This is a genomic window from Microbacterium sp. A20 (assembly GCF_004794515.1).
Classification (GTDB): domain Bacteria; phylum Actinomycetota; class Actinomycetes; order Actinomycetales; family Microbacteriaceae; genus Microbacterium.
Map to the genome: position 1 here is coordinate 174,515 of NZ_SSDF01000082.1, position 19,194 is coordinate 193,708.

Annotated in this window: 16 protein-coding genes; 4 read left to right on the top strand and 12 right to left on the bottom strand. The window is 64.4% G+C overall.

Annotation, left to right across the window (positions count from 1 at the left end):
* Positions 1-9 precede the first annotated feature (9 nt).
* Both DW298_RS12690 and DW298_RS12695 read left to right on the top strand, forming a co-directional pair.
* A complete protein-coding gene (locus tag DW298_RS12690; protein WP_168429463.1) occupies positions 10-1,152 on the top strand; it encodes a glycosyltransferase family 4 protein in 1,143 nt (380 codons plus the stop codon).
* Between the two features lie 79 nt (positions 1,153-1,231).
* Positions 1,232-2,509 (top strand): O-antigen ligase family protein, encoded by a 1,278-nt coding sequence (locus tag DW298_RS12695; protein WP_168429464.1) that lies wholly within the window; start codon positions 1,232-1,234, stop codon positions 2,507-2,509.
* Here DW298_RS12695 and DW298_RS12700 read toward each other — a convergent pair.
* From DW298_RS12700 to DW298_RS12755, 12 genes are all read right to left on the bottom strand, one after another.
* Positions 2,479-3,792 carry a hypothetical protein gene (locus DW298_RS12700; RefSeq protein ID WP_136042839.1) on the bottom strand — a complete coding sequence of 438 codons (1,314 nt, stop codon included), beginning with the start codon at positions 3,790-3,792 and terminating at the stop codon, positions 2,479-2,481. The two genes, DW298_RS12695 and DW298_RS12700, sit on opposite strands and share 31 nt — an antisense overlap.
* 2 nt (positions 3,793-3,794) lie before the next feature.
* Positions 3,795-4,928, bottom strand: a complete 1,134-nt coding sequence (wecB, locus tag DW298_RS12705) for a UDP-N-acetylglucosamine 2-epimerase (non-hydrolyzing) (protein WP_240745122.1) — start codon at positions 4,926-4,928, stop codon at positions 3,795-3,797.
* Between the two features lies 1 nt (position 4,929).
* Positions 4,930-6,009, bottom strand: a complete 1,080-nt coding sequence (locus DW298_RS12710) for a capsular biosynthesis protein (RefSeq protein WP_240745123.1) — start codon at positions 6,007-6,009, stop codon at positions 4,930-4,932.
* A gap of 11 nt (positions 6,010-6,020) precedes the next feature.
* Complete coding sequence (locus DW298_RS12715; protein WP_136042841.1) at positions 6,021-7,067, bottom strand: polysaccharide biosynthesis protein; 1,047 nt, start codon at positions 7,065-7,067, stop codon at positions 6,021-6,023.
* A gap of 58 nt (positions 7,068-7,125) precedes the next feature.
* Positions 7,126-8,349, bottom strand: a complete 1,224-nt coding sequence (locus DW298_RS12720; RefSeq protein ID WP_136042842.1) for a glycosyltransferase family 4 protein — start codon at positions 8,347-8,349, stop codon at positions 7,126-7,128.
* Entirely contained in the window at positions 8,346-9,029 is a 684-nt protein-coding gene (locus DW298_RS12725) for a sugar transferase (protein WP_136042843.1), read from the bottom strand. The genes DW298_RS12720 and DW298_RS12725 overlap by 4 nt, the downstream gene beginning before the upstream one ends.
* On the bottom strand, positions 9,026-10,240 hold the full coding sequence (locus DW298_RS12730) for a polysaccharide pyruvyl transferase family protein (protein ID WP_136042844.1): 1,215 nt from the start codon (positions 10,238-10,240) through the stop codon (positions 9,026-9,028). The genes DW298_RS12725 and DW298_RS12730 overlap by 4 nt, the downstream gene beginning before the upstream one ends.
* Positions 10,237-10,947, bottom strand: a complete 711-nt coding sequence (locus DW298_RS12735; protein ID WP_136042845.1) for an HAD family hydrolase — start codon at positions 10,945-10,947, stop codon at positions 10,237-10,239. The genes DW298_RS12730 and DW298_RS12735 overlap by 4 nt, the downstream gene beginning before the upstream one ends.
* A complete protein-coding gene (locus DW298_RS12740) occupies positions 10,940-11,905 on the bottom strand; it encodes an ATP-grasp domain-containing protein (protein WP_168429465.1) in 966 nt (321 codons plus the stop codon). Before DW298_RS12740 ends, DW298_RS12735 begins: the two co-directional genes overlap by 8 nt.
* A 26-nt stretch (positions 11,906-11,931) precedes the next feature.
* Positions 11,932-13,059 carry an aminotransferase class I/II-fold pyridoxal phosphate-dependent enzyme gene (locus DW298_RS12745; RefSeq protein WP_205820367.1) on the bottom strand — a complete coding sequence of 376 codons (1,128 nt, stop codon included), beginning with the start codon at positions 13,057-13,059 and terminating at the stop codon, positions 11,932-11,934.
* A complete protein-coding gene (locus DW298_RS12750) occupies positions 13,056-14,864 on the bottom strand; it encodes a nucleoside-diphosphate sugar epimerase/dehydratase (protein ID WP_240745124.1) in 1,809 nt (602 codons plus the stop codon). The genes DW298_RS12745 and DW298_RS12750 overlap by 4 nt, the downstream gene beginning before the upstream one ends.
* A gap of 134 nt (positions 14,865-14,998) precedes the next feature.
* Positions 14,999-16,204: a hypothetical protein gene (locus DW298_RS12755; RefSeq protein WP_136042847.1), complete on the bottom strand. Its 1,206-nt coding sequence runs from the start codon at positions 16,202-16,204 to the stop codon at positions 14,999-15,001.
* Between the two features lie 70 nt (positions 16,205-16,274).
* Between DW298_RS12755 and DW298_RS12760 the strand changes: the two genes are divergently transcribed.
* Together DW298_RS12760 and DW298_RS12765 are read left to right on the top strand one after the other, a co-directional pair.
* Positions 16,275-17,624 (top strand): polysaccharide biosynthesis tyrosine autokinase, encoded by a 1,350-nt coding sequence (locus DW298_RS12760; RefSeq protein WP_136042848.1) that lies wholly within the window; start codon positions 16,275-16,277, stop codon positions 17,622-17,624.
* Positions 17,625-17,735: 111 nt separating this feature from the next.
* Positions 17,736-19,193, top strand: coding sequence for a polysaccharide biosynthesis tyrosine autokinase (locus tag DW298_RS12765; protein ID WP_136042849.1), 1,458 nt, complete (start codon positions 17,736-17,738; stop codon positions 19,191-19,193).
* The last annotated feature ends 1 nt before the right edge of the window (position 19,194 follow it).

Here is a 19,194-nt window from a genome sequence, read left to right on the forward strand (position 1 = left end):
CCATGGCTGATGGATGATCTTGCCGAGGCCCTCGTGAACGCGGGACACAGCGTAGATGTGATCGTCGGCGATCCGAAGACCCCGCGCGCCGCGGGTGAACAACGTGCGGAGGACCCGCGGATCACTCTATTCAGCGTGGGCCCTCGGAAGAAAACCTCAGGTGCTCTCGGCCGGCTGATCGGGCATATCCGGGTCGGTCTCGGTTTGCACACACGCGCATACTCGTGGGTAAGGCACCGCTCCTACGACGTGTGTGTATCCACATCGCCTGCCTCTTTCAGTTGGGGGTTCCCCCGAAGGATCCGAAGCGCTGGCGTGTCACGACGCAACTTGCTCTTCCTCTGGGATTTCTTTCCCATCCATCAGATGGAAATCGGCCGGATCAACATCCCCTGGCTTGCTCGGCCGATGAAGGCACTCGAAAGAAAGGCCATCGACGCGGCTGACGTCGTCGCCGTGATGAGCCCCGCCAACAGATCGTTCTTCCTTCGCTATCATCGGGGCGCCACGAACAGCACCATCGAGATTCCACCGTGGTCGTCGACGAAGCCACTCATCGACCGAACTGCGTCAGAGGAAGGTCCACTCCGCGTCGTGTTCGGAGGGCAGATCGCCAAGGGCCGCGGAGTCGACACGCTCGTCGACGCGGCGGCTCTTTTGCAGGAGCGAGCGGCTGACGTCCAGATCCTTGTCGCCGGCGACGGACCTGAGCGCTCTGCCCTCGAGCGCAGGGCCGCCGCCCACGGCCTTACGAACATCGACTTCCTGGGCGCTCTTCCTCGAGAGCATTACCGCGAGCTGGCTCGCAGCGCGCACGTCGGAATAGCGATCACCGTCCCGGGGATCAGCCCACCCTCATTCCCCTCCAAGATCGTCGAGTACTGCAGCCTCGGCATTCCCGTGCTCGTCTGCGTCGAAGACTCATCCGACGCGGGCGAATTCGTCGCTGTGAACGGCGCAGGCGTTTCCGTACCTGCTGGTGATGCTCTAGCACTTGCCACCGCAATCGGGGAGCTCGAACGCTCGATCGAGGATGGCGGGCTCAGCACCATGTCGGTTGCGGCACGACGTCTATTCGACGCCCGCCTCAGCGCCGAACGGGTCGTCGAGGCGCTCGAACGCATCGTCCCCGAGGGCGACGATGCAGACTAACCTCAGCGTGCAGTTCAAATGGGTGGCGTTGTGCGCGCTCCCCTGCCTGGCTATCGTGTTCCTCTTCCTCGCCTACCCGGTGGCGGGTGCCGCGATCTTCGCGGCGATCACGTTGTGTATCGGGATCGCGAAGTTCGGCGTCTGGCGCACCATGGTGTTCACGTCGATCGTCGTCTCAGCAGTACGGTCCTCGTCTTTCAACGAGACATTTCCGGAGACGACGTGGTACGTCATGCAGTTCGCGCCGGTGATCATCGCAGCAGCAGCCGCAGCCGCGGCGAAGCCCGTGCGTCTTCGCGGTAGTGACCGAGCCGTCCTCGCAAGTCTCTTCCTTCTCGTGCTCGTCGCAGCCGGAAGTTCGTTCGTCAGCTCGGTTCCCGCAACGACACTCGCACAATCCGCGCTTCTCGCGGCCGTCTTCGCGCTCCTGGGCATCACTTTCAGTCGACGGTGGTCGTCTGCGGGCGTAATTCGGCACGACCTCACGACCGTCTTCGCAGCTCTCCTTTCCTTGCAATTCATTGGTTTATTGGGAGCCGCGACAGCTTCTTGGGCATATGACCCCGACTACGGGCGATACGTGGGTCTCTTCTCCAATGCGAACTATGCAGGCATCGCGTCAGCGACAGGATTAACGCTCGGCCTCTACCTGCTTCAGAACAATCGCCACGTGATCGCCACGTTCTCGGGAATGCTGGTGTTTACGGCGACGATGATCATGTCGGGTTCCCGAGGCGCCCTGCTGGCAACTGCGGTCGCCGTTGCGGTGATGTTCCTGATGTCACGTTCACGCCGGGTCGCGCTGACGATGGCTGGTATCGCCGCCGGGGTCGGCGCCATGATCGCGCTGTTCAATCCGGCGCTCGTCCTGGCGATTCAACAGTTCTTTCTGCGGGATGCGAACGCAGACATCTCGTCCGGACGGCTGGCGATCTACGAGAACGTGCTGGAGCTCTTCGCGACCGCACCGTATTTTGGAATCGGGTATCGCACCACGGAACTCGTCGCAGACGGGCTCGCGGCGCACAACGTCTACCTCAGCATCCTTGTCGAACTCGGTCTGGTCGGTGCAGGCACGTTTCTTCTGCTCATCATCTCTGTGGTCGCCGCATCGATCCGTCGCGGCGCTACGAACGAACTCATCATTCCGGTCGTGGCGATCGCCGTCGTGGAACTCACCGAATCGTCGGTCTTCGGCTTCGGCGGCCCCAGTGCGCTCTCGGCATGGATCGTGATCCTGGCGTTCGCCGCGAACGGTCGATCATTCCACGATCCGGGCGACCTTCGCGGTGCAGAACTGGTGGCAGCGCGAACATCCAGCGCCGCCTACCGCAGCCGCGAAGGAATCCGCGCGTAGGACCTGATGCCCTGTCGTCGTTTCAGGGCAACCGCTGCTGCCGCGGAATAGCTCACGCCTACGACTGCGCCCAGCCACGCAGTTCCTACCGCCCCACTCTGCGCGCTCAGCCAGGTCCCCACGGTGACCCATATCACCAGGCCCGAGAACGAGAGCGCGAGGGCTGTACTCTCCAAGCCGCACAACAGCATGAGTTGGTTCACCTGGCCCATGAGCATCACGAGGAAGACACCCACGCTCAGGATCACCATGATCGGCGCCGCTGGGGCAAATTCAGAACCGAAAGCGATCGTCATGATCGGTGATGCGAACACGATGAGGATCATCAGGGGTACAGCCGTGATGGCGCTGACTTGGAATGCGGACCGCCCGGCTAGCGCGTTCAGCCCGGTCAGGTCGTGCGCATAAAAGCGGCGTGCGAACTCGGGGGCAAGATAGGAGATCTGAATCGTGGGAAGGAGGGCGACGATGTTCGCCAATCGCAGAGCGACCGAGTAGTACGAAACCTGCGTCAAGTCGCCGACGATCGATAGAACGAATACCGGCGCCCAAACCATCCCATAGGCAAGCACAGACGTGCCCATCATCGAAGCCAGCCGTTTGCGATGCTCTCGTAGGAATTCAACCGCCCGCGCCGGAGCAGTCCCCTGATCGCTAAGCTTGCGTCTCACCATCAGCACCGCGAGAGGAACCGCCCAGGCCATAGTTGCCCACGCAGCCACGGTCATCGCCAGCAGTGCGGCAGACAGCGTGACCTGTCCTGGACCGATAAGTCCGAGGCTGGCGAGGATGATGGTGGCGATTGCTGGCAGCGAACCGAGCTCAGCGAAGACGCCCGACGCGAGCATTCCCAGCCCTCGCAGGACCGTTCCTGAAACGACAGCCAATGCCTGCGCAAAGATACACGTGGCGACGATAAGGCCGATTGCGGGGCTCAGGCGATCGCCAAGGACCAGGAGAAGCACCACCGCACCGACGAGGAACGCCGCGATCCCGCCAACGCTCGCGAGGACCAGCAGCCGCGTGATGTCGGTGAGCGGACTTTTCGTATCTCCCCCCATCAGACGCAGCGCGAGGTTGTCGGTACCGAGGCGCCCGACGGTAGCGAAGAGGGCGACGATTGTGTATGTCAGGAAGAAGGCGCCCGCGAGCTCGGGCCCGAGAAACCGAGCTGCGCTCGCCGATAGGAGAAAAGTCGCGAGCAGCGACCCCCCACGCGCACCGATTGTCCTTATCGCCCCGCTGGGCACCCTTCCAGGTCCCGGCGCACCGCTGGCACCCATGCTTACGTCATTCGGATCGAGTTGCGCGCGTGATGCGTGATCGCATTCGACCGGATGAAGCCCAAAGCACGATACGAAGTATCGCTGATCATGTACTCAGCGGGAATCGGGTACCGGGACTCCTCGACGGCCCGCGCAAGCGTGATCCTCACAGCATCGAGCACCGAATCGGGGTCCACACCTGCCGCGATGATCGCTCCGACGTCCAATGCCTCCGGACGTTCGATCGCATCACGCAAGGTCACGGCAGGGAACCGCAGGATCGACGATTCCTCACTGATCGTGCCGCTGTCGGAGAGCACGAGCTTCGCCTCCTGCTGCAACTTCACGTAGTCGTTGAATCCGAATGGCGGGTGGAAGGTGATCCCTTCCTTGCTGTCGTCGTCGAGTTCTTCGAGTCGTTTCCGGGTACGCGGGTGCGTGGAAACGAGGATCGGGAGCCCATATTCCGCTCTCAGCGCCTGCAGGGAGGCAAGAGCGCTGCGAAGCCTGTCTGCGTTGTCGACGTTCTCTTCACGGTGCAGACTGACGAGGAAGTACTGACCCGCTTGGAGCTCCTGACGCTCCAGGACATCGCTCGCATCGATGCTGTCTGCATTCTGCTCGAGGACCTCGCGCATGGGAGAGCCCGTGAGCAGAATCCGCGACGGATGAATCCCCTCTGCAAGCAGATTCCGTCGAGCGTGTTCGGTATAGACGAGGTTGTAGTCGGAAACATGATCGACGAGTCGCCGGTTGGTCTCCTCCGGTACGTTCTCGTCGAAAGATCTGTTTCCCGCCTCCATGTGGAAGACCGGGACCTTGAGCCGCTTTGCGATCACCGCGGAGATGCAACTGTTCGTGTCGCCCAGGACGACGAATGCGTCCGGCGACTCCTGCTTGAGCACGACCTCGGTGCGGGCAAGGATGCTCCCCAGAGCCGCACCGAGCGATGACGTGTCTGCCGCCAAGAAGTGGTCGGGACGGCGCAGCCCCAAGTCTTCGAAGAAGACCTCGTTCAGCTCGTAGTCGTAGTTCTGGCCAGTGTGGACCAGTACGTGGTCGGTGTGCCGATCCAGCAACTTGATGGTCGCGGCGAGCCTGATGATCTCGGGTCGCGTTCCGACCACCGTCACTACCTTGAGTTTCTTCATCATGTCAAACTGCCTCTGCAATCGTGTCGGGCTCTTCGGGATCGAATATCTCGTTCGTCCAGAACGACGTGTAGAGCGTCTCGGTTCCAGTGTTCTGGATCTTGTGGGACCAGCCCACCGGCATGTCTACTGCCGCTGGCTCGACGCCGTTAACGGGGAATGCGATCACATCTTCGGTGAACATCTTCCGCAACGAGATCGTGGCTTCACCAGCGAGAACCGTGAACCGCTCGATCTTCCGTCGATGAAAGTGGTCGCCCCTGCTGATTCCAGGCAGCGTCGTCGAGAAAGAAGATTGACCAGAGCCGCCGTGGGCACGGATGATCTCGAAGAAAGATCCTCGCGCATCCGCATGCCGGGTCAGACGAATCGGCGCGGCGGCCGGGAAAGTGTAGGACCGATAGGTGTTGAACAGATCCCTGTCGAATGGATCCGCTACGTCGGGAATCTCGCCGCGTGCGTAGGTTCTCGCGATCTGCTGAAGCTTGCTCAGCAGCCCACTCACTGACTCGTGCACCTCGAACGCGCCCTGATCCACCAGTTGTGTACCGCCCGAGAGAAGATCCGCGGCGTTCTGCGCGTGCAGAAGAGTCATCTCCTTGTCTTGCGCGATGGTTGGCACTTCACCCTCCGCAAGAAGGTGGCAGAACGTGGCGGTGACCGCGTTGTAGAACGGCTGTCCGTGCTCACCGAAAATATTGGGGAGGACCACATCTTCGAAAGCCGCGCCGACGTCCTCGGCTGCTTTGCGCACGATTTCGCCAGCCCTGAGCTTCGCCTCACCGTATATCGAGGCATTGGCGCTCTGAGTCGAGTTGGCGTATGCGATAACCGGCGGCGGCTCCTCCGCACGACGCAATGCATCAGCGAACTGTGTCGCGAAGAGTAGATTGCCCTCGCTCACCTCGTGATCGCTCGCCCGATTGACTCCCGCTATGTGGATTGCACGCGCCGATCCGCTGATCGCGCGCGCAGCCCGATCGCCGTCGTACCCGGATCCGACGGTGAATGCTGCGGCGTCGAGAGCTCGTGCGCGGAGCGCGAGACGAGTGTGCCAACCGAGGAAGCCGTTTGCCCCGGTCATTGCGACGTGTGTCATGCTGATGCGCTCTCCCAGTCAATACCGGCCTGTGCGAGTTCAGCTCGCACCTCAGGAAGCGTGAGGAGGAGCTTCTCGACCTCGGGCACCGTCATGCGCTCGACGGTGTGCGAGTCGTAGTCCTCGAAGCGGTTCTGTGTGATGTCGCCCTCGTCGACGTAGACGCTGTAGTTCAGGTCGCGGTTGTCGGCGGAGACTCGGAAGTACTCGCCCATGTCCTGAGCGCGAGCGAGCTCTTCACGCGTGGCCAGCGCCTCCGACAGCTTCTCCGCATGGCGCGTCCCGATGACCTCGATCTCGGCCTTGGTCCGGAACAGATTGATGAGCGCTTGCGCGAGGTCTCCGATTGTGCAGGACTGCGCCTTGCGGACGAAGAGGTCGCCCTGCTGTGCGTTCTGAAAGGCGAACTCCACAAGGTCGACGGAATTGGCGAGCGACATCATGAACCGCGTCATGTCCGGGTTGGTCAGGGTGAGGTTCTTGCCTGCCTTCAGCTGCCTAATGAAGAGCGGGATGACAGATCCGCGCGAGTACATCACGTTGCCGTATCGAACGCACGAGACCGTGGTCGAGGCGTTCGGATTGTTGAGACCGTGGGACTGCGCGACCTTCTCCATCAGCGCCTTTGACATGCCCATCGCGTTCACAGGGTACACAGCCTTGTCCGTACTGAGGCAGACGAGAGACTTCACGCCGTTCTGATCGGAAGCGCGCACGACGTTCTCGCTTCCTGTGACGTTGGTGCGCACTGCCTCCATCGGAAAGAACTCGCACGACGGAACTTGCTTCAGGGCAGCGGCGTGGAAGACGAAGTCGACGTCGCGCGTAGCTCGCTCAACACTCTCGTAGTCGCGCACATCACCGACATAGAAACGAAGGCGCGGATCGTTGATCTCATGTCGCATGAGATCCTGCTTGGCCTCATCTCGGCTGAGGATACGGATCTCGGCAGCGTCCCTGAGCAGTAATTTCGAGGTGACCGTGTGCCCGAAGGAACCTGTTCCGCCGGTGACGAGTATCTTCTTGTTCGCGTAGGTCGTCATCTTCCTCTTCTTTCGTTGTCATCTCGGCGATTCGACCAGCGCTTCCGGAGACACGCGCTCATCGCGGCTCGCCGGCCCTTCTGATCGCCGTCAGGATTGCTTCTATTTCGTTGACAGCCTGCTGCTTCGTCAAGTGCTGGTCATAGAAGGCGGAGGCGCGTTCTCGGAACGCGTCACGTTCGTCGACAGTGGTCCCGTAAGCCTCCCGGATCGCCGCTTCGAGAGATTCCTCGTCTTGCGGTCGAGCCACGAAGCCCAAGCGGTGCTCGGCGACCAGGTCCGACACGTCCCCCTGCACTGTCGTGATGATCGGCACCCGGTGCGCGAGCCCTGCCTGAAACTTGGACGGAATCGTACTCCGGAACACTTCCAGGTCTTTGAGCGGAACAATCTGGAAGTCCGAATGTGCGTACTCAGCCGCCATCTCGTCCGGCCCCAACCGACCGAGGAACTCCACACGATCACCCAAGTCAAGCGCGACCGTCAGGTCTTTGAGCCGCTTCTCCAAGACTCCTGCGCCCGCGATCCGCAAGCGGACCCCATCGAGATCCGCTACACGAGCAACTGCCGCAAGCAGCGTTTCGAGGTCCTGCAGTGCGCCGAGATTCCCTGCGTATAGGAGCGTCAGCCCGTCGCGGCTCGTCCCGCTTGCCGGGGCGAGTCCATCGGCGTCACGTGCCCAGTTGTAGACGAGGTGGATGGACTCGGGCCGAGCACCGCGCTCTTCGAACAAGCGCTGCGCGCTCGGCGCGATGGCGACCACGGCCGCGGCACGTGCGTACACCTTGCTCAACCAGCTGCTGATAGCCCGATCCGCAACCTTGCTCACCCGTGCCGGCAGGAACCCGGACCCGGTCACCGACTCCGGCCAGATGTCCTGGACGTGATACAGGTACGGGATCCCGAATCTTCTCGACCAGACGTACGCCGCATGCGCGGCTGTCGCCGGGGTCCCATGGACGTAGATGACATCTGCCTGCTTCACGAAGGCGCCGGCGACACGCGCCGAGATCGGAAAACTCAAGTAGTTGGCAATCCGGCCGAGCGCGTTACGCGAATGGCTGGCGAAAATGGGTACGCGGCGAACTGCGACCGAACCGCGAGACTCCTGGTGTCGCCAACTTTGACGATAGCCGGGCGCCAACTTGCCACCGTCATAGTGAGGAAAGGCTGTGATCACACGCACCGAGTGCCCCCGGCGTGCGAGTTCCTGGGAAAGTTCGTCCGTGATGCGACCGGGCTTGTCAGGGGGAAAATACTGCGAGACGATGGCGATCTTCACGCGCCATCCTTAATCTCGCCGATGTGTCGTCGCAATTGTCCGCCGTGCTCGCTCAAATCGTCGTGCTTTTCAAATCGAAGCCCAGAACCGGACACAACTACCCCGAGGGTGCGGACGACGATTCTCACGTCGAGCTCCAGACTGACGTTCCGCACATACTTCAAGTCCTGAGAGATCTTCTGTTCCCACGTGAGGCTGTTTCGCCCGCTCACCTGGGCCAGGCCGGTCATGCCCGGCCGCACAGCCATCCGCTGCCGTTGCTCGGGGGTGTATCGCTCGACTTGGTACAGAAGAGCAGGGCGTGGCCCAACCAGCGACATCTGCCCAACGAGAACATTGAACAGCTGCGGAAGCTCATCGATGCTGGTTCTGCGGAGCACGGCTCCGACCGGGGTCACTCGCTGATCGTTAGTCAGCTCGTTGCCCTCGGCGTCGTAGCTGTCCTCGAACGTCCGCATGCTGCGGAATTTCACGATGCGGAATGTGTGCCCCCGCAGACCTGGCCTGTCCTGATAGAAGAAGACGGGACCGCGCGACGAGACCTTGATGAGTGCCGCCGCGACCAGGAAGATCGGGCTCAACACTGCGATCGCCACCGCGCTCCCGAGCAGGTCGATGATCCGCTTGCCCACCCGGGCATAGAAGCTACGGATCCCCGATCGCGGCACGGCTGTGCTCATTTGGTCTTCTCCAGGAGGTACTCCTCGCGAGCTGCGCGGAGGGTCACGCTCGTACGCGGAAAAGCCGCAGAATACGCTTCGCGCTGTCGGCGGGTGATGCCGTCGAAATCGTCGACAACAGCCGTGAGGGCGTCGACGTACTCCATGAAGAAGTAGTCGCGAACATCATGCGGTTGCCCTTCCAACACGCCTTGCAATGCTCCGACGTTCTTCCCGTAGTAGTACTGCTTGTCGCCGAGCACGTCCTTCAACACACTGACAAAAGGGGTGCCAACGGACAGGGCGAGGATCACGGCGTGATAGCGGCTGGAGATCACGAGTTCCGCGTTCCGCACGAGCGAGACTGCCTCTTCGATCGGCAGATACCCGCGGCCGCTGATGTCGAAGGTCTCAACCCCGGCAAGCCTAGATGCGAGGTACTCCCCCTGGTCGACCCCTCCGTGACCCAGATTGAACGGGACGAAAATAACACGCAAACCGTACCGGTCAGCGAGATTGCGGGTAAACGCCTCGAAGTGCGAGAAATTCTCCTCGAGGAACGTCGTCGGGAGGTAGGTCTCCATGAGGACGTATCGATCGCCCTCGCGCTCGACCACCGGGGCAAGCTCGTCCTCGATAAAGAGGAGGTCGTCTGGAAGAGCCCGGATCTGGTCTCGCGGGACTCCGGCCGCGTTCAGCCAATACGGGGAGAGGATCTTATCCCGCATGCCGAACTCTGCCCCTGGTAGTGATCCGAAGAACGCCGCAAAGAACTCCGTGTCACCTCGGAAAGGGCCATAGCCATTCGCGGTGAACTTGACGGGTACTCCAAGCGTCGCGGCGACGAGCGCGGGGGCGATGATCTGGACCAACCTTTCGAAGCGGTGCGGTTGAGTCCAAAGAGAGTTCAGGTACCCGCCGCCGTTGACGTACAGAGTGCTCATCGTTGAGACGGCAGCGATCACCTCGTCGAGATTCTGGATCTGATCGATTATCTCGATCGGCGTCAGGTGACGAATCTCGCGATCGCTCGAGAAAGCTCCGGGCCGCATGGATACTTCGACGAGACGCACGCCGCGCTCATGGAAGTAGTCCTGGCAAATCCGCCGCATGAAGCCCTCGTCATAGACGAACACACAAGCTTCCTGTGCGTCGAGTGCGTAGATGTTGTTGACCAGCATCGCGTAGTCACCGAAGTTGACGTCGGAATATGGCCCCGTGAATCCGATCACTGCAGAAGTGTTCCTTTCTCGCAGTCGGACGCTTCGCCCACCGCACTACATGGCTTGGCTTCCGTGGGGGGGAACGCCGCAACGGTTTCATCTACGTCAAAGGCATCTTCCACACCGTAGTGGAGTCCGAGCGGTCGACGAACGCGGACGGTGCGCCAACCCAGCTGACGGGGCGCGTCGAAGTCCTTTCGCGGATTGTCGCCGAAGTACACGAATTCGATGCCCGGTGCTGAGAACCTTGAGGCGATCAGGCGGAATGCGATCTCGCTGGGCTTCGTCCAATCGGGCCCGTGTTCCGCGGTGACGACGATGTTCTCGAGGAGCCCCGCGACCCCCAGAGCATTCAACTTCTTTCGCTGCCCCTCCGCGAACCCATCTGTGATCACACCCGTTCCAACGGCGTCGTCGGGCAAGGAACGGATGAAGGAGCCCGCGTCCGGCTGGAGCGCGATGTCAGGTTCGTGATGGCGATACTCCTCGATGAAGACGTCTCTCGCATCTGCGGGCAGGCCAAATCGAGCAACGATGAGATCGAAGGTGTTCCCTCTAACCCCGCGATCGAATAGGGACCATGCGAAGTCACCCACTCCGATCGCGTCGTAGCGATCACGCGCAACCTCGCCGATGTGCGAGAACCCGCTGCGCACATAGTCCCGTTCGAGATACAGCGTGTCGTCGAGGTCGAAGACATAGACGCGCTCAGGCATCAAGCGTCCGAACGTCGAAACCCGCGACCGCTACTTCTGCGTCGTAGCGCAGGAGGAGCGTCCCGGGGGACCATTCCAGGTCTTCGACGACTTCTCCGCGCGCCGAGCGAGTAAGCGCATCGAAGAAGTTTGCTCCGGCGAGATGCGTCAGCGGGTAGCCGCCACCAAAACGCGGATTGATCTCGATGACGTTGATCTCCTCAGTGGAAGGCTCGTAGAACACCTGCACATTGAGCGCACCGTACGCACCAGGCAGGCTCTCAGCGACGGCACGCGCGGTCTGTATGACCGCGGGGTAGTCCACCGTCACGCCCTTGGATACCTCACCACCTCGGACTTCGATGCGGCGACGAGGGACGACACCGAGCACCCGCCCCTCACGCCCGACGGCAAAATCGACAGTCACCTCAACGCCGGGGGCGCGGGACTGCACGATGTAGCTGATGTCAAGGCTTGAAGAGTCCAGTTCGTCTGCGGTCTCGGCGAACAGTACCCCGATCCCAGCCGACCCTGACCGAGGCTTCGCCACCACTGGCCCGTGCATAGTCGCCCCAGGCAGGTCCGAGATCTGGAAGGTGTCGACGGTGGGGAGGCCGCGTTCCCGCAACCAGAGATACAGTTCCCACTTGTCCCACCCGAGCCGAGAAACCTCCGGGGTCGACACCCAGACATCTATGCCGTGCTCGGCGAAAACCTGACGATGATTTGCAAAGACCTCGATCTCCGGATCGATCGTCGGGATTATGACGTCGACACCATGACGTAACGCGATATCCAACGTCCTCGCGATGAACTCATCATCCCCGACAGAGGGAACCAGCTCGAAGGTATCCGCTAGATGACCGGCGGCGGAGAGCATTGAGCGGTCGGTCGCTACTACCCTTGACCCCGCCGATTGCTGCTTCAACAGCCGGACCAAAGACCCTCTTCGTCCTGCGCTGGACACCAGCCAGGTCACGTTCTCCCCACCCACTGACGTCACCATCACTTCAGGAAGCCACGGATCGCGGTGACCACGCGTTCGCGCTGCGTGTCGGTCAGAGCCGAGCCGCTCGGCAGAGTCAGTCCGCGCGCGAACAGGCTCTCGGACGCACCGTTCGTCTTGCTGCGCGCGCCCTCGAAGATCGGCTGCGCATGCATCGGCTTCCACAGCGGACGGCTCTCGATGTCGTCGGCGGCGAGCGCTGCGGCGAGCTCCGACGGCTCCCAGCCCGTGATCGACGAGTCGACCAGGATCGACGTCAGCCAGACGTTGTCCGCCTCGTCTCCCTCAGCCCCGAAGACCTCCACGCCGTCGACGTCGGCGAAGAGCTGCTTGTACAGCTCACGCATCTCCCGGCGCCGCGCGATCATCGCGTCGAGGCGGGTGAGCTGTGCGCGACCGAGCGCGGCGAGCAGGTTGCTCATCCGGTAGTTGTAGCCGATGTCGGTGTGCTCGTAGTGCACCACCGGCTGTCGGGCCTGTGTGGCCAGGTAGCGCACGTGCTGCGCGAACTCGGCGTCGTCGGTGAGCAGCATTCCGCCGCCGGACGTGGTCATGATCTTGTTGCCGTTGAACGACACGATGGAGGCTCGGCCGAAGCTGCCTGCTGCACGGCCGGCGTGCGTGGCACCCAACGATTCCGCGGCGTCCGCCACGACCGGCACCCCGAACTCGTCGGCGATCGCGAGGATCGCCGTGTAGTCGATGGCCTTGCCGAGCAGGTCGACCGGGACGATGGCCGACACGTGCTCGCCGGCGTCGCGCAACTCGGCGAGCGCCTCACGAAGCAGCGCCGCGTCGATGTTCCCGGTCGCGGGGTCGGCGTCGATGAAATACGGCTCGGCACCCGTGTACACGATGGCGTTGGCCGTCGCGGCGAACGTCATCGACGAGGTGAGCACCACGTCGCCCGGTTTCACGCCGAGCGTGAGAAGTGCGAGGTGCAGGGCAGCGGTTCCCGAACTCAGCGCCACCGCATGAGCGACTCCGACTCGCTCGGCGAGCTCGCGCTCGAAGGCGTCGACGTCGGGGCCGAGGGGCGCGATCCATCCGGAACGCATCGCCGCGACGACCGCCTGCTCCTCCGCTTCGCCGACATCGGGGGAAGACATGTAGATGCGTTCACTCACGCGTCAGCGCCCTTCTCCATACGGATGGGCTCGATCGCCACCGTGTCATTGATCCGCGGGCTCGCGTACATCCGGTCCAGCCATCCCGCCTTGTTGAGCCGCTCGGGCGTGATGATGTCGGCCTTCGTGTGCGACACCTTCGGGTGGAAGGGCCGCTCCAGGTTCTCGCGCGATCCCACGAGCTCTTCGTGCAGCTTCTCGCCGCGACGGAGCCCGGTGAAAACGATCTCGACGCTCTTGCCCGACATCGCGATCATGCGCTTCGCGACCTCGAGGATCGACACCGGCTGGCCCATGTCGAGGATCAGCACCTCGCCCGCCCGACCGATACCGCCCGCCTGCACGACCAGCTGGCACGCTTCGGGGATGGTCATGAAGTACCGCGTGGCCTCGGGGTGGGTGACCGTGATCGGCCGGCCCTCCGCGATGAGTCGCTGGAACGTCGGCAGCATCGACCCGCGGCTGCCGATCACGTTGCCGAACCGCACCGACAGGTACCGCATCCCGGTCTCGGCGCCTGCCCAGGCAGTGAGCTTCTCGGCGACCCGCTTGGAGTGTCCGAGCACGCTCGTGGGGTTGGCCGCCTTGTCGGTCGAGATGTTGACGAAGGTGTCGACGCCGACGGAGCGGGCGGCGTTGATCACGTTGAGCGTGCCGAGCACGTTCGTCTTCCACGCTTCGTCGGGATACTGCTCGAGCATCGGCAGGTGCTTCAGAGCGGCGGCATGGAACACGACCTCGGGGCGACGGTCGACGAAGATGTCGAGAAGATTCTGCTCTTCACGGATGTCCGCGAGGACGACGTCGCGAGAGTCGAGCAGCCCGTGTCCGAGCGTCCCGAGCTGAGCCACCTGGAGCCCGGTCTCGTCGCGGTCCACCATGATCAGATCGCTCGGACCGTACTTGGCGAGCTGTCGGCACAGCTCCGAACCGATGGAGCCGCCGGCGCCGGTCACCAGCACGCGTCGACCGGTGATGTACCCGGCGATCAGCTCGACGTTCGTGTCGACGGGGTGGCGTCCGATCAGATCCTCGATGCTGATGTCGCGCACGTCGGTGACCGACTGCTCCCCCGAGGCGAGCGTCGCCAGGGTGGGCGTGACCGCGACCCGCAGGCCGGCACTCTCGGCCAGGTCGCTCAGCGCACGCAGCAACGCGCTGTCGGCGCTCGGGATCGCGATGACGGCCAGCTTCGCGCCGGTGCTCCGCGCGACCGTCGCGATGTCGCGCGTGGTGCCGAGCACCGGAACGCCCCGCAGACGGAGGTTGCGCTTGGCCGGATCGTCGTCCAGCAGACCGACCGGCCGGATGGGCGAGGACGGGTCGGTCGTGACGTTCGCGAGCAGCTTGTCCCCGAGGAATCCGGCACCGATGATCAGTGCCGCCTCGGCATCCGCACCGGGCTTGCGCGCACGCTCGATGGCCAGACGTGCCACGTACCGCACGCCGAACATCAGCAGCAGCACGAACGGGAACGCGAGCAGCAGCGTTCCGCGCGGGATGCCGACGATCGGCCCGATCGGAATCACGATCAGCGACAGCAGCACTGCTTCGACCACGACGATCAATGCCACCGCGCGGACCTCGTCGAAGGAACCGTAGGTGAATCGTCCACGGTAGAGGGCTGTCGCGAATCCGACGGCCATCTGGATGACACCGGCCGAGAGCGCGAGCACGATCGTCGCGATCCAGCCCCGCGCGTCCATCATGAACTCGAAACGGAGGGCGATCGCGAGAACGACGCCGAAAGTCCAGGCGAGCCCATCGACCACCGCGGCCAGCATCCGGCGTCGTCGCTGCTTCACGGACACCTCGGACAATATTGGAATATTGCCGGTAGACACGTCGGTCGACCCATCCGGATTCACGTGCGGAGCCCCCTCAGACTTATTCACTCTCCTGGAGATATGTTCTCACAGCGAATGAGCAGGTCCGTCCGTTATGGCGTTCCCTCACCGTCCGCCGGCGGGTCGGTGCCGGGATCCGTCTCGCCGTCGCCAGGGCCCGTCACCGGCGGAGTGACACCGGTCCCCGGGTCGGTGCTCCCGTCCGTGGGCGGCGTCTGGTTCCCGTCACCCTGCTGCTGCTGTTGCTGGGGCTGCCACTGATTCTCTTGCTCACGCTGCTCGCGCTCGATCTCGAACCGCAGCTGGTCCGCAGCCAACGCGACGAACGCGTCCCGGTACGCCGCCAGCGCGGAACGACCCTCCGCCGCCCACAGATCCGCGGCAGCGACACGCGTCGCGGCGTCGGACACGGCCGTGCGCAACGATTCCTCAGCGTCCGGGTAGCGGGCGATCGCCGCATCCGCCGCGGCGACGAACGACGCAGCGTAGGCAGCGACCGCCGCGTCGGCCGTGGGGCGAAGCGCATCGAGCCGCTCGCGGACCGCCCGTGCCTCGGCGGTCGCAGCGTCCATCGCGACCAAACGCTCCTGGACGCCGTCGATCGCGCCGCCGACCTCCACGAGCGAGTCCTCGTCGATATCGTCGCGCACGTAGTCGGCAGGCAACGAGGGGACGGCGATCCCCGCCAACCCCGAGGCGTACGCATCGACGGCCGCGAGCGCCGTGGCGAGCGCGGCCGCGTCGGTGACCGCGAGCGGCGCATCGTCGAGTTCGCCGGCCGGATCGGCGGCGGTGCTCGTCCCGGTGAGCGCGCTGCGGAGCTGCGCGGCCTCCGCCGTCTGCGCATCGATGTCGGCGACAAGGCGGTCCCCCGCGGTCTTCAACGACTGGTGAGCGTTCAGGAGGGAGGCTTCATCGGCCTCCAACGACTCCACGGCACTCGCGGCCGGGCTGGCCGTCGCCATCTGGATGCCGCCGACGGTGCCGGCGACCACGAGGGCCACGACGGCGAGGGAGGCTGCCGACAGCGTGACGGCGTCGATCGATCGTCTCGGGCGCTTCTTCGGACGGGACGACTCACCGGATCCTGCACCGACCGGAACGGCGGTGCGGGCGGCGGCCTCGACCATGTCAGCGAGTGCTCGGGCGTCCGCGTCCGATGTCGCCGATGCACCACTCTGCCTCGGCTCCCCGATCATCTCCCGCAACCGGCGAGCGGTGTGATGGTCGTCCAGCACCGCCGTCCCTGCGTCGCCGGCGCGGGGCCCGTCGGGGAAGAGCTCGTCGAGGTGAGTCATGTCGCCTTCATAGGAATGGGTAGTCTCGGAAGACGATACCGCCGATCGCACCCGACCATGCTGGAGAGCTATGGACATCCATGACTACCTTCGGGTGTTCCGTCGCCAGATCGTCGTGATCGTCGCGAGCATTCTCATCGGACTCTCCACCGGCGCGCTGGTCGCGATGCTCACCCCTCCCCGCTACCAGGCTTCGACCGAGGTCATGGTGGCCGTGCAGGTCGCCGACACCGCCACCCCCGCGGAACGCGCGCTCGCCACCGGCTACGCGAAGCAGGCTGTGGAGACCTACCGCTCGATCATCACGAGCTCGCTCGTGCTCGACCCCGTGGTCGAAGACCTCGGCCTCTCCTCGGCGCCCTCCGGCATCAGCGCGTCGGCACCGCTCAACAGCGCGATCATCACGATCAGCGTCAGCGACCGCAACCCGGGGCAGGCCGCGCGCATCGCGAACGCCGTCGCGGAGAGCTTCGCCACCGTCGTCACCGGCACTCTCGAAGAGCGCGAGCAGACCGCCGCGTTCAGCATCCGGATCGTCACCCTCGAACCGGCCCAGGTGCCGACGCAGCCCGTCGCGCCGAACCTCTCCCTGTCTCTCACGATCGGCGCCCTCCTCGGCCTCGCGGTCGGCGTCGGCATCGCTCTCCTGCGCGCGACGCTCGACCGCCGGGTGCGCGTCGCGGCGGATGTCGAGGCGGCCGTGCCGGTGCCGGTGCTCGGACAGATCCCGCTGGACCCCGACACCGGTGAGCACCCCCTCGCCATGAGCACCACACCGCACGGTCTCCGCGCCGAGGCCTACCGCAGCCTCCGCACCAACGTGCGCTTCTTCTTCTCCGGCAACCAGGGCGTCTTCGTCGTGACGAGCTCCGGTCCGGGTGAAGGGAAGTCGACCACGGCCGCGAACCTGGCGCTCGCCTTCGCCGACGCGGGTCAGCGCGTGGCCCTGCTCGACGGCGACCTCCGCCTCCCCCGCGTGGCCGAGTACTTCGGCATCGAGGGCGGCATCGGACTCAGCGATGTGCTGGCCAGCCGCGTGCAGCTCAACGACGTCATCCAGCGCTGGGGCCGCAGCGCCCTGTTCGTGCTCCCGGCCGGCACCGTGCCACCGAACCCGGCCGAGCTGCTCGGCTCCCCCGCGATGGAGAGCCTGATCGAGACGCTCACCGAGGCCTTCGACGTCGTCATCATCGATGCCCCGCCGCTGCTGCTGGTGACGGATGCCGCGGTGATCGCCCGCGTGACGACGGGAGCCCTCCTGATCGCCGCCGCCGGATCGTCGCAGGCCAACCGGCTCGCCGACGCGGCCAAGAGCATCGAGTCGGTCGGAGCGAGAGTGCTCGGCACGGTGCTGACGAAGGCTCCGGTCACCGCTGCCGCGAGCACGACCTACGGCACCGCCGCGCCGGCGACGCACTGAACACGCGCAGCGCCGGTCGTCCCACCGTCGCTGTGGAAGAATACTGGGATACCGTTTTCACGGCCCGCCTTGATCGGCAGAGGTCGCACTGCATCAGGGGGAATCTGCCGCGTGGAACTTCGCGACTACGTGCGTGTGCTGCACAGAAACTGGATCCTGATCCTCGTCCTGATGGTCCTCGGCCTCGCCGGCGGTGCCGGCTATGCCGCGCTGCAGCAGCCGAAGTACGTCGCATCGACGCAGCTGTACGTCTCGGTCCGCACCGAGGGCGCCGCCACCGGTGACCTCGTGCAGGGCACGACCTTCGCACGGCAGATGGTCACCAGCTACGTCGACGTCGTCGGCACCGCGCTCGTGCTCGAACCCGTCATCGAAGAACTCGGCCTCGACGACTCGGTCTCGGGCCTCAGCAGCCGCGTCACAGCGACGACCCCGCTCAACACCGTCCTGATCGACGTCAGCGTGACCGACGGCGACCCCGAGCAGGCCGCGGCCATCGCCAACGCCGTCGCCGTGAGCTTCCAGGACGCGGTGCAGAAGACGCTCGAGCAGCCCGCGACCGAAGACGCCGTCAGCCCGGTGCGCATCACCGTGACCGAGCCCGCCATCGCCTCCTCCACCCCGACGAGCCCCAACGTGCGCCTGCTGATCATCCTCGGCGGCATCATCGGCCTGGCTCTCGGTCTCGGCATCGCGATGCTCCGCACCGTGCTCGACAACCGCATCCACACGCTCCACGACATCGAGGCAGTCACCGATCGCCCCGTCCTCGGCGGCATCGCGTACGACCCGGATGCCACCAAGCGCCCGCTCATCGTGCACGCCGATCCGCGCAGCCCGCGCGCCGAGTCGTTCCGCAGCCTGCGCACGAACCTGCAGTTCCTCAACCTCGACGCCGGCCCCCGCATCTTCGTCGTCTCCAGCGCAGGCCCCGGTGAGGGCAAGTCGACGACGACCGCCAACCTCGCCATCGCTCTCGCCGAGACGGGTGCCCGTGTGGCCCTGGTCGACGGCGACCTGCGACTGCCCCGCGTGGCCGACTACCTCGGCATCGAGGGCGGCGTCGGACTCACCGACGTGCTCATCGGACGCGTGGACGTGGCCGACGCGCTGCAGAAGTGGGGCACCACCGACCTGTACGCCCTGCCGAGCGGGCAGGTGCCGCCGAACCCGAGCGAGCTGCTGGGCTCGGCCGCGATGGATCAGGTGCTCACGTCGCTCGGTGATTACTTCGACTACGTGCTCATCGACGCGCCGCCGCTGCTGCTGGTGACCGATGCGGCCGTGGTGGGAAGCAAGACCCGCGGCGTCATCCTCGCCGCGGCCTCCGGCAAGACGAAGAAGCAGGAGCTCTCCGGGGCACTGCGCGCACTCGAGAACGCCGGCGTGCAGATGCTCGGCGTCGTCGTCACGATGCTGCCCACGAAGGGCCCGGACAGCTACGGCTACGGCTCGTACACCTACGGGTCGACGCACGACCTGGACGGCGAGACTTCGACGGATCGTCGGAAGGCCAAGCGTGCCAAGAAGGCGAAGAGCGCCAAGAAGCGCGAAACCGCTCGAGTCTGAT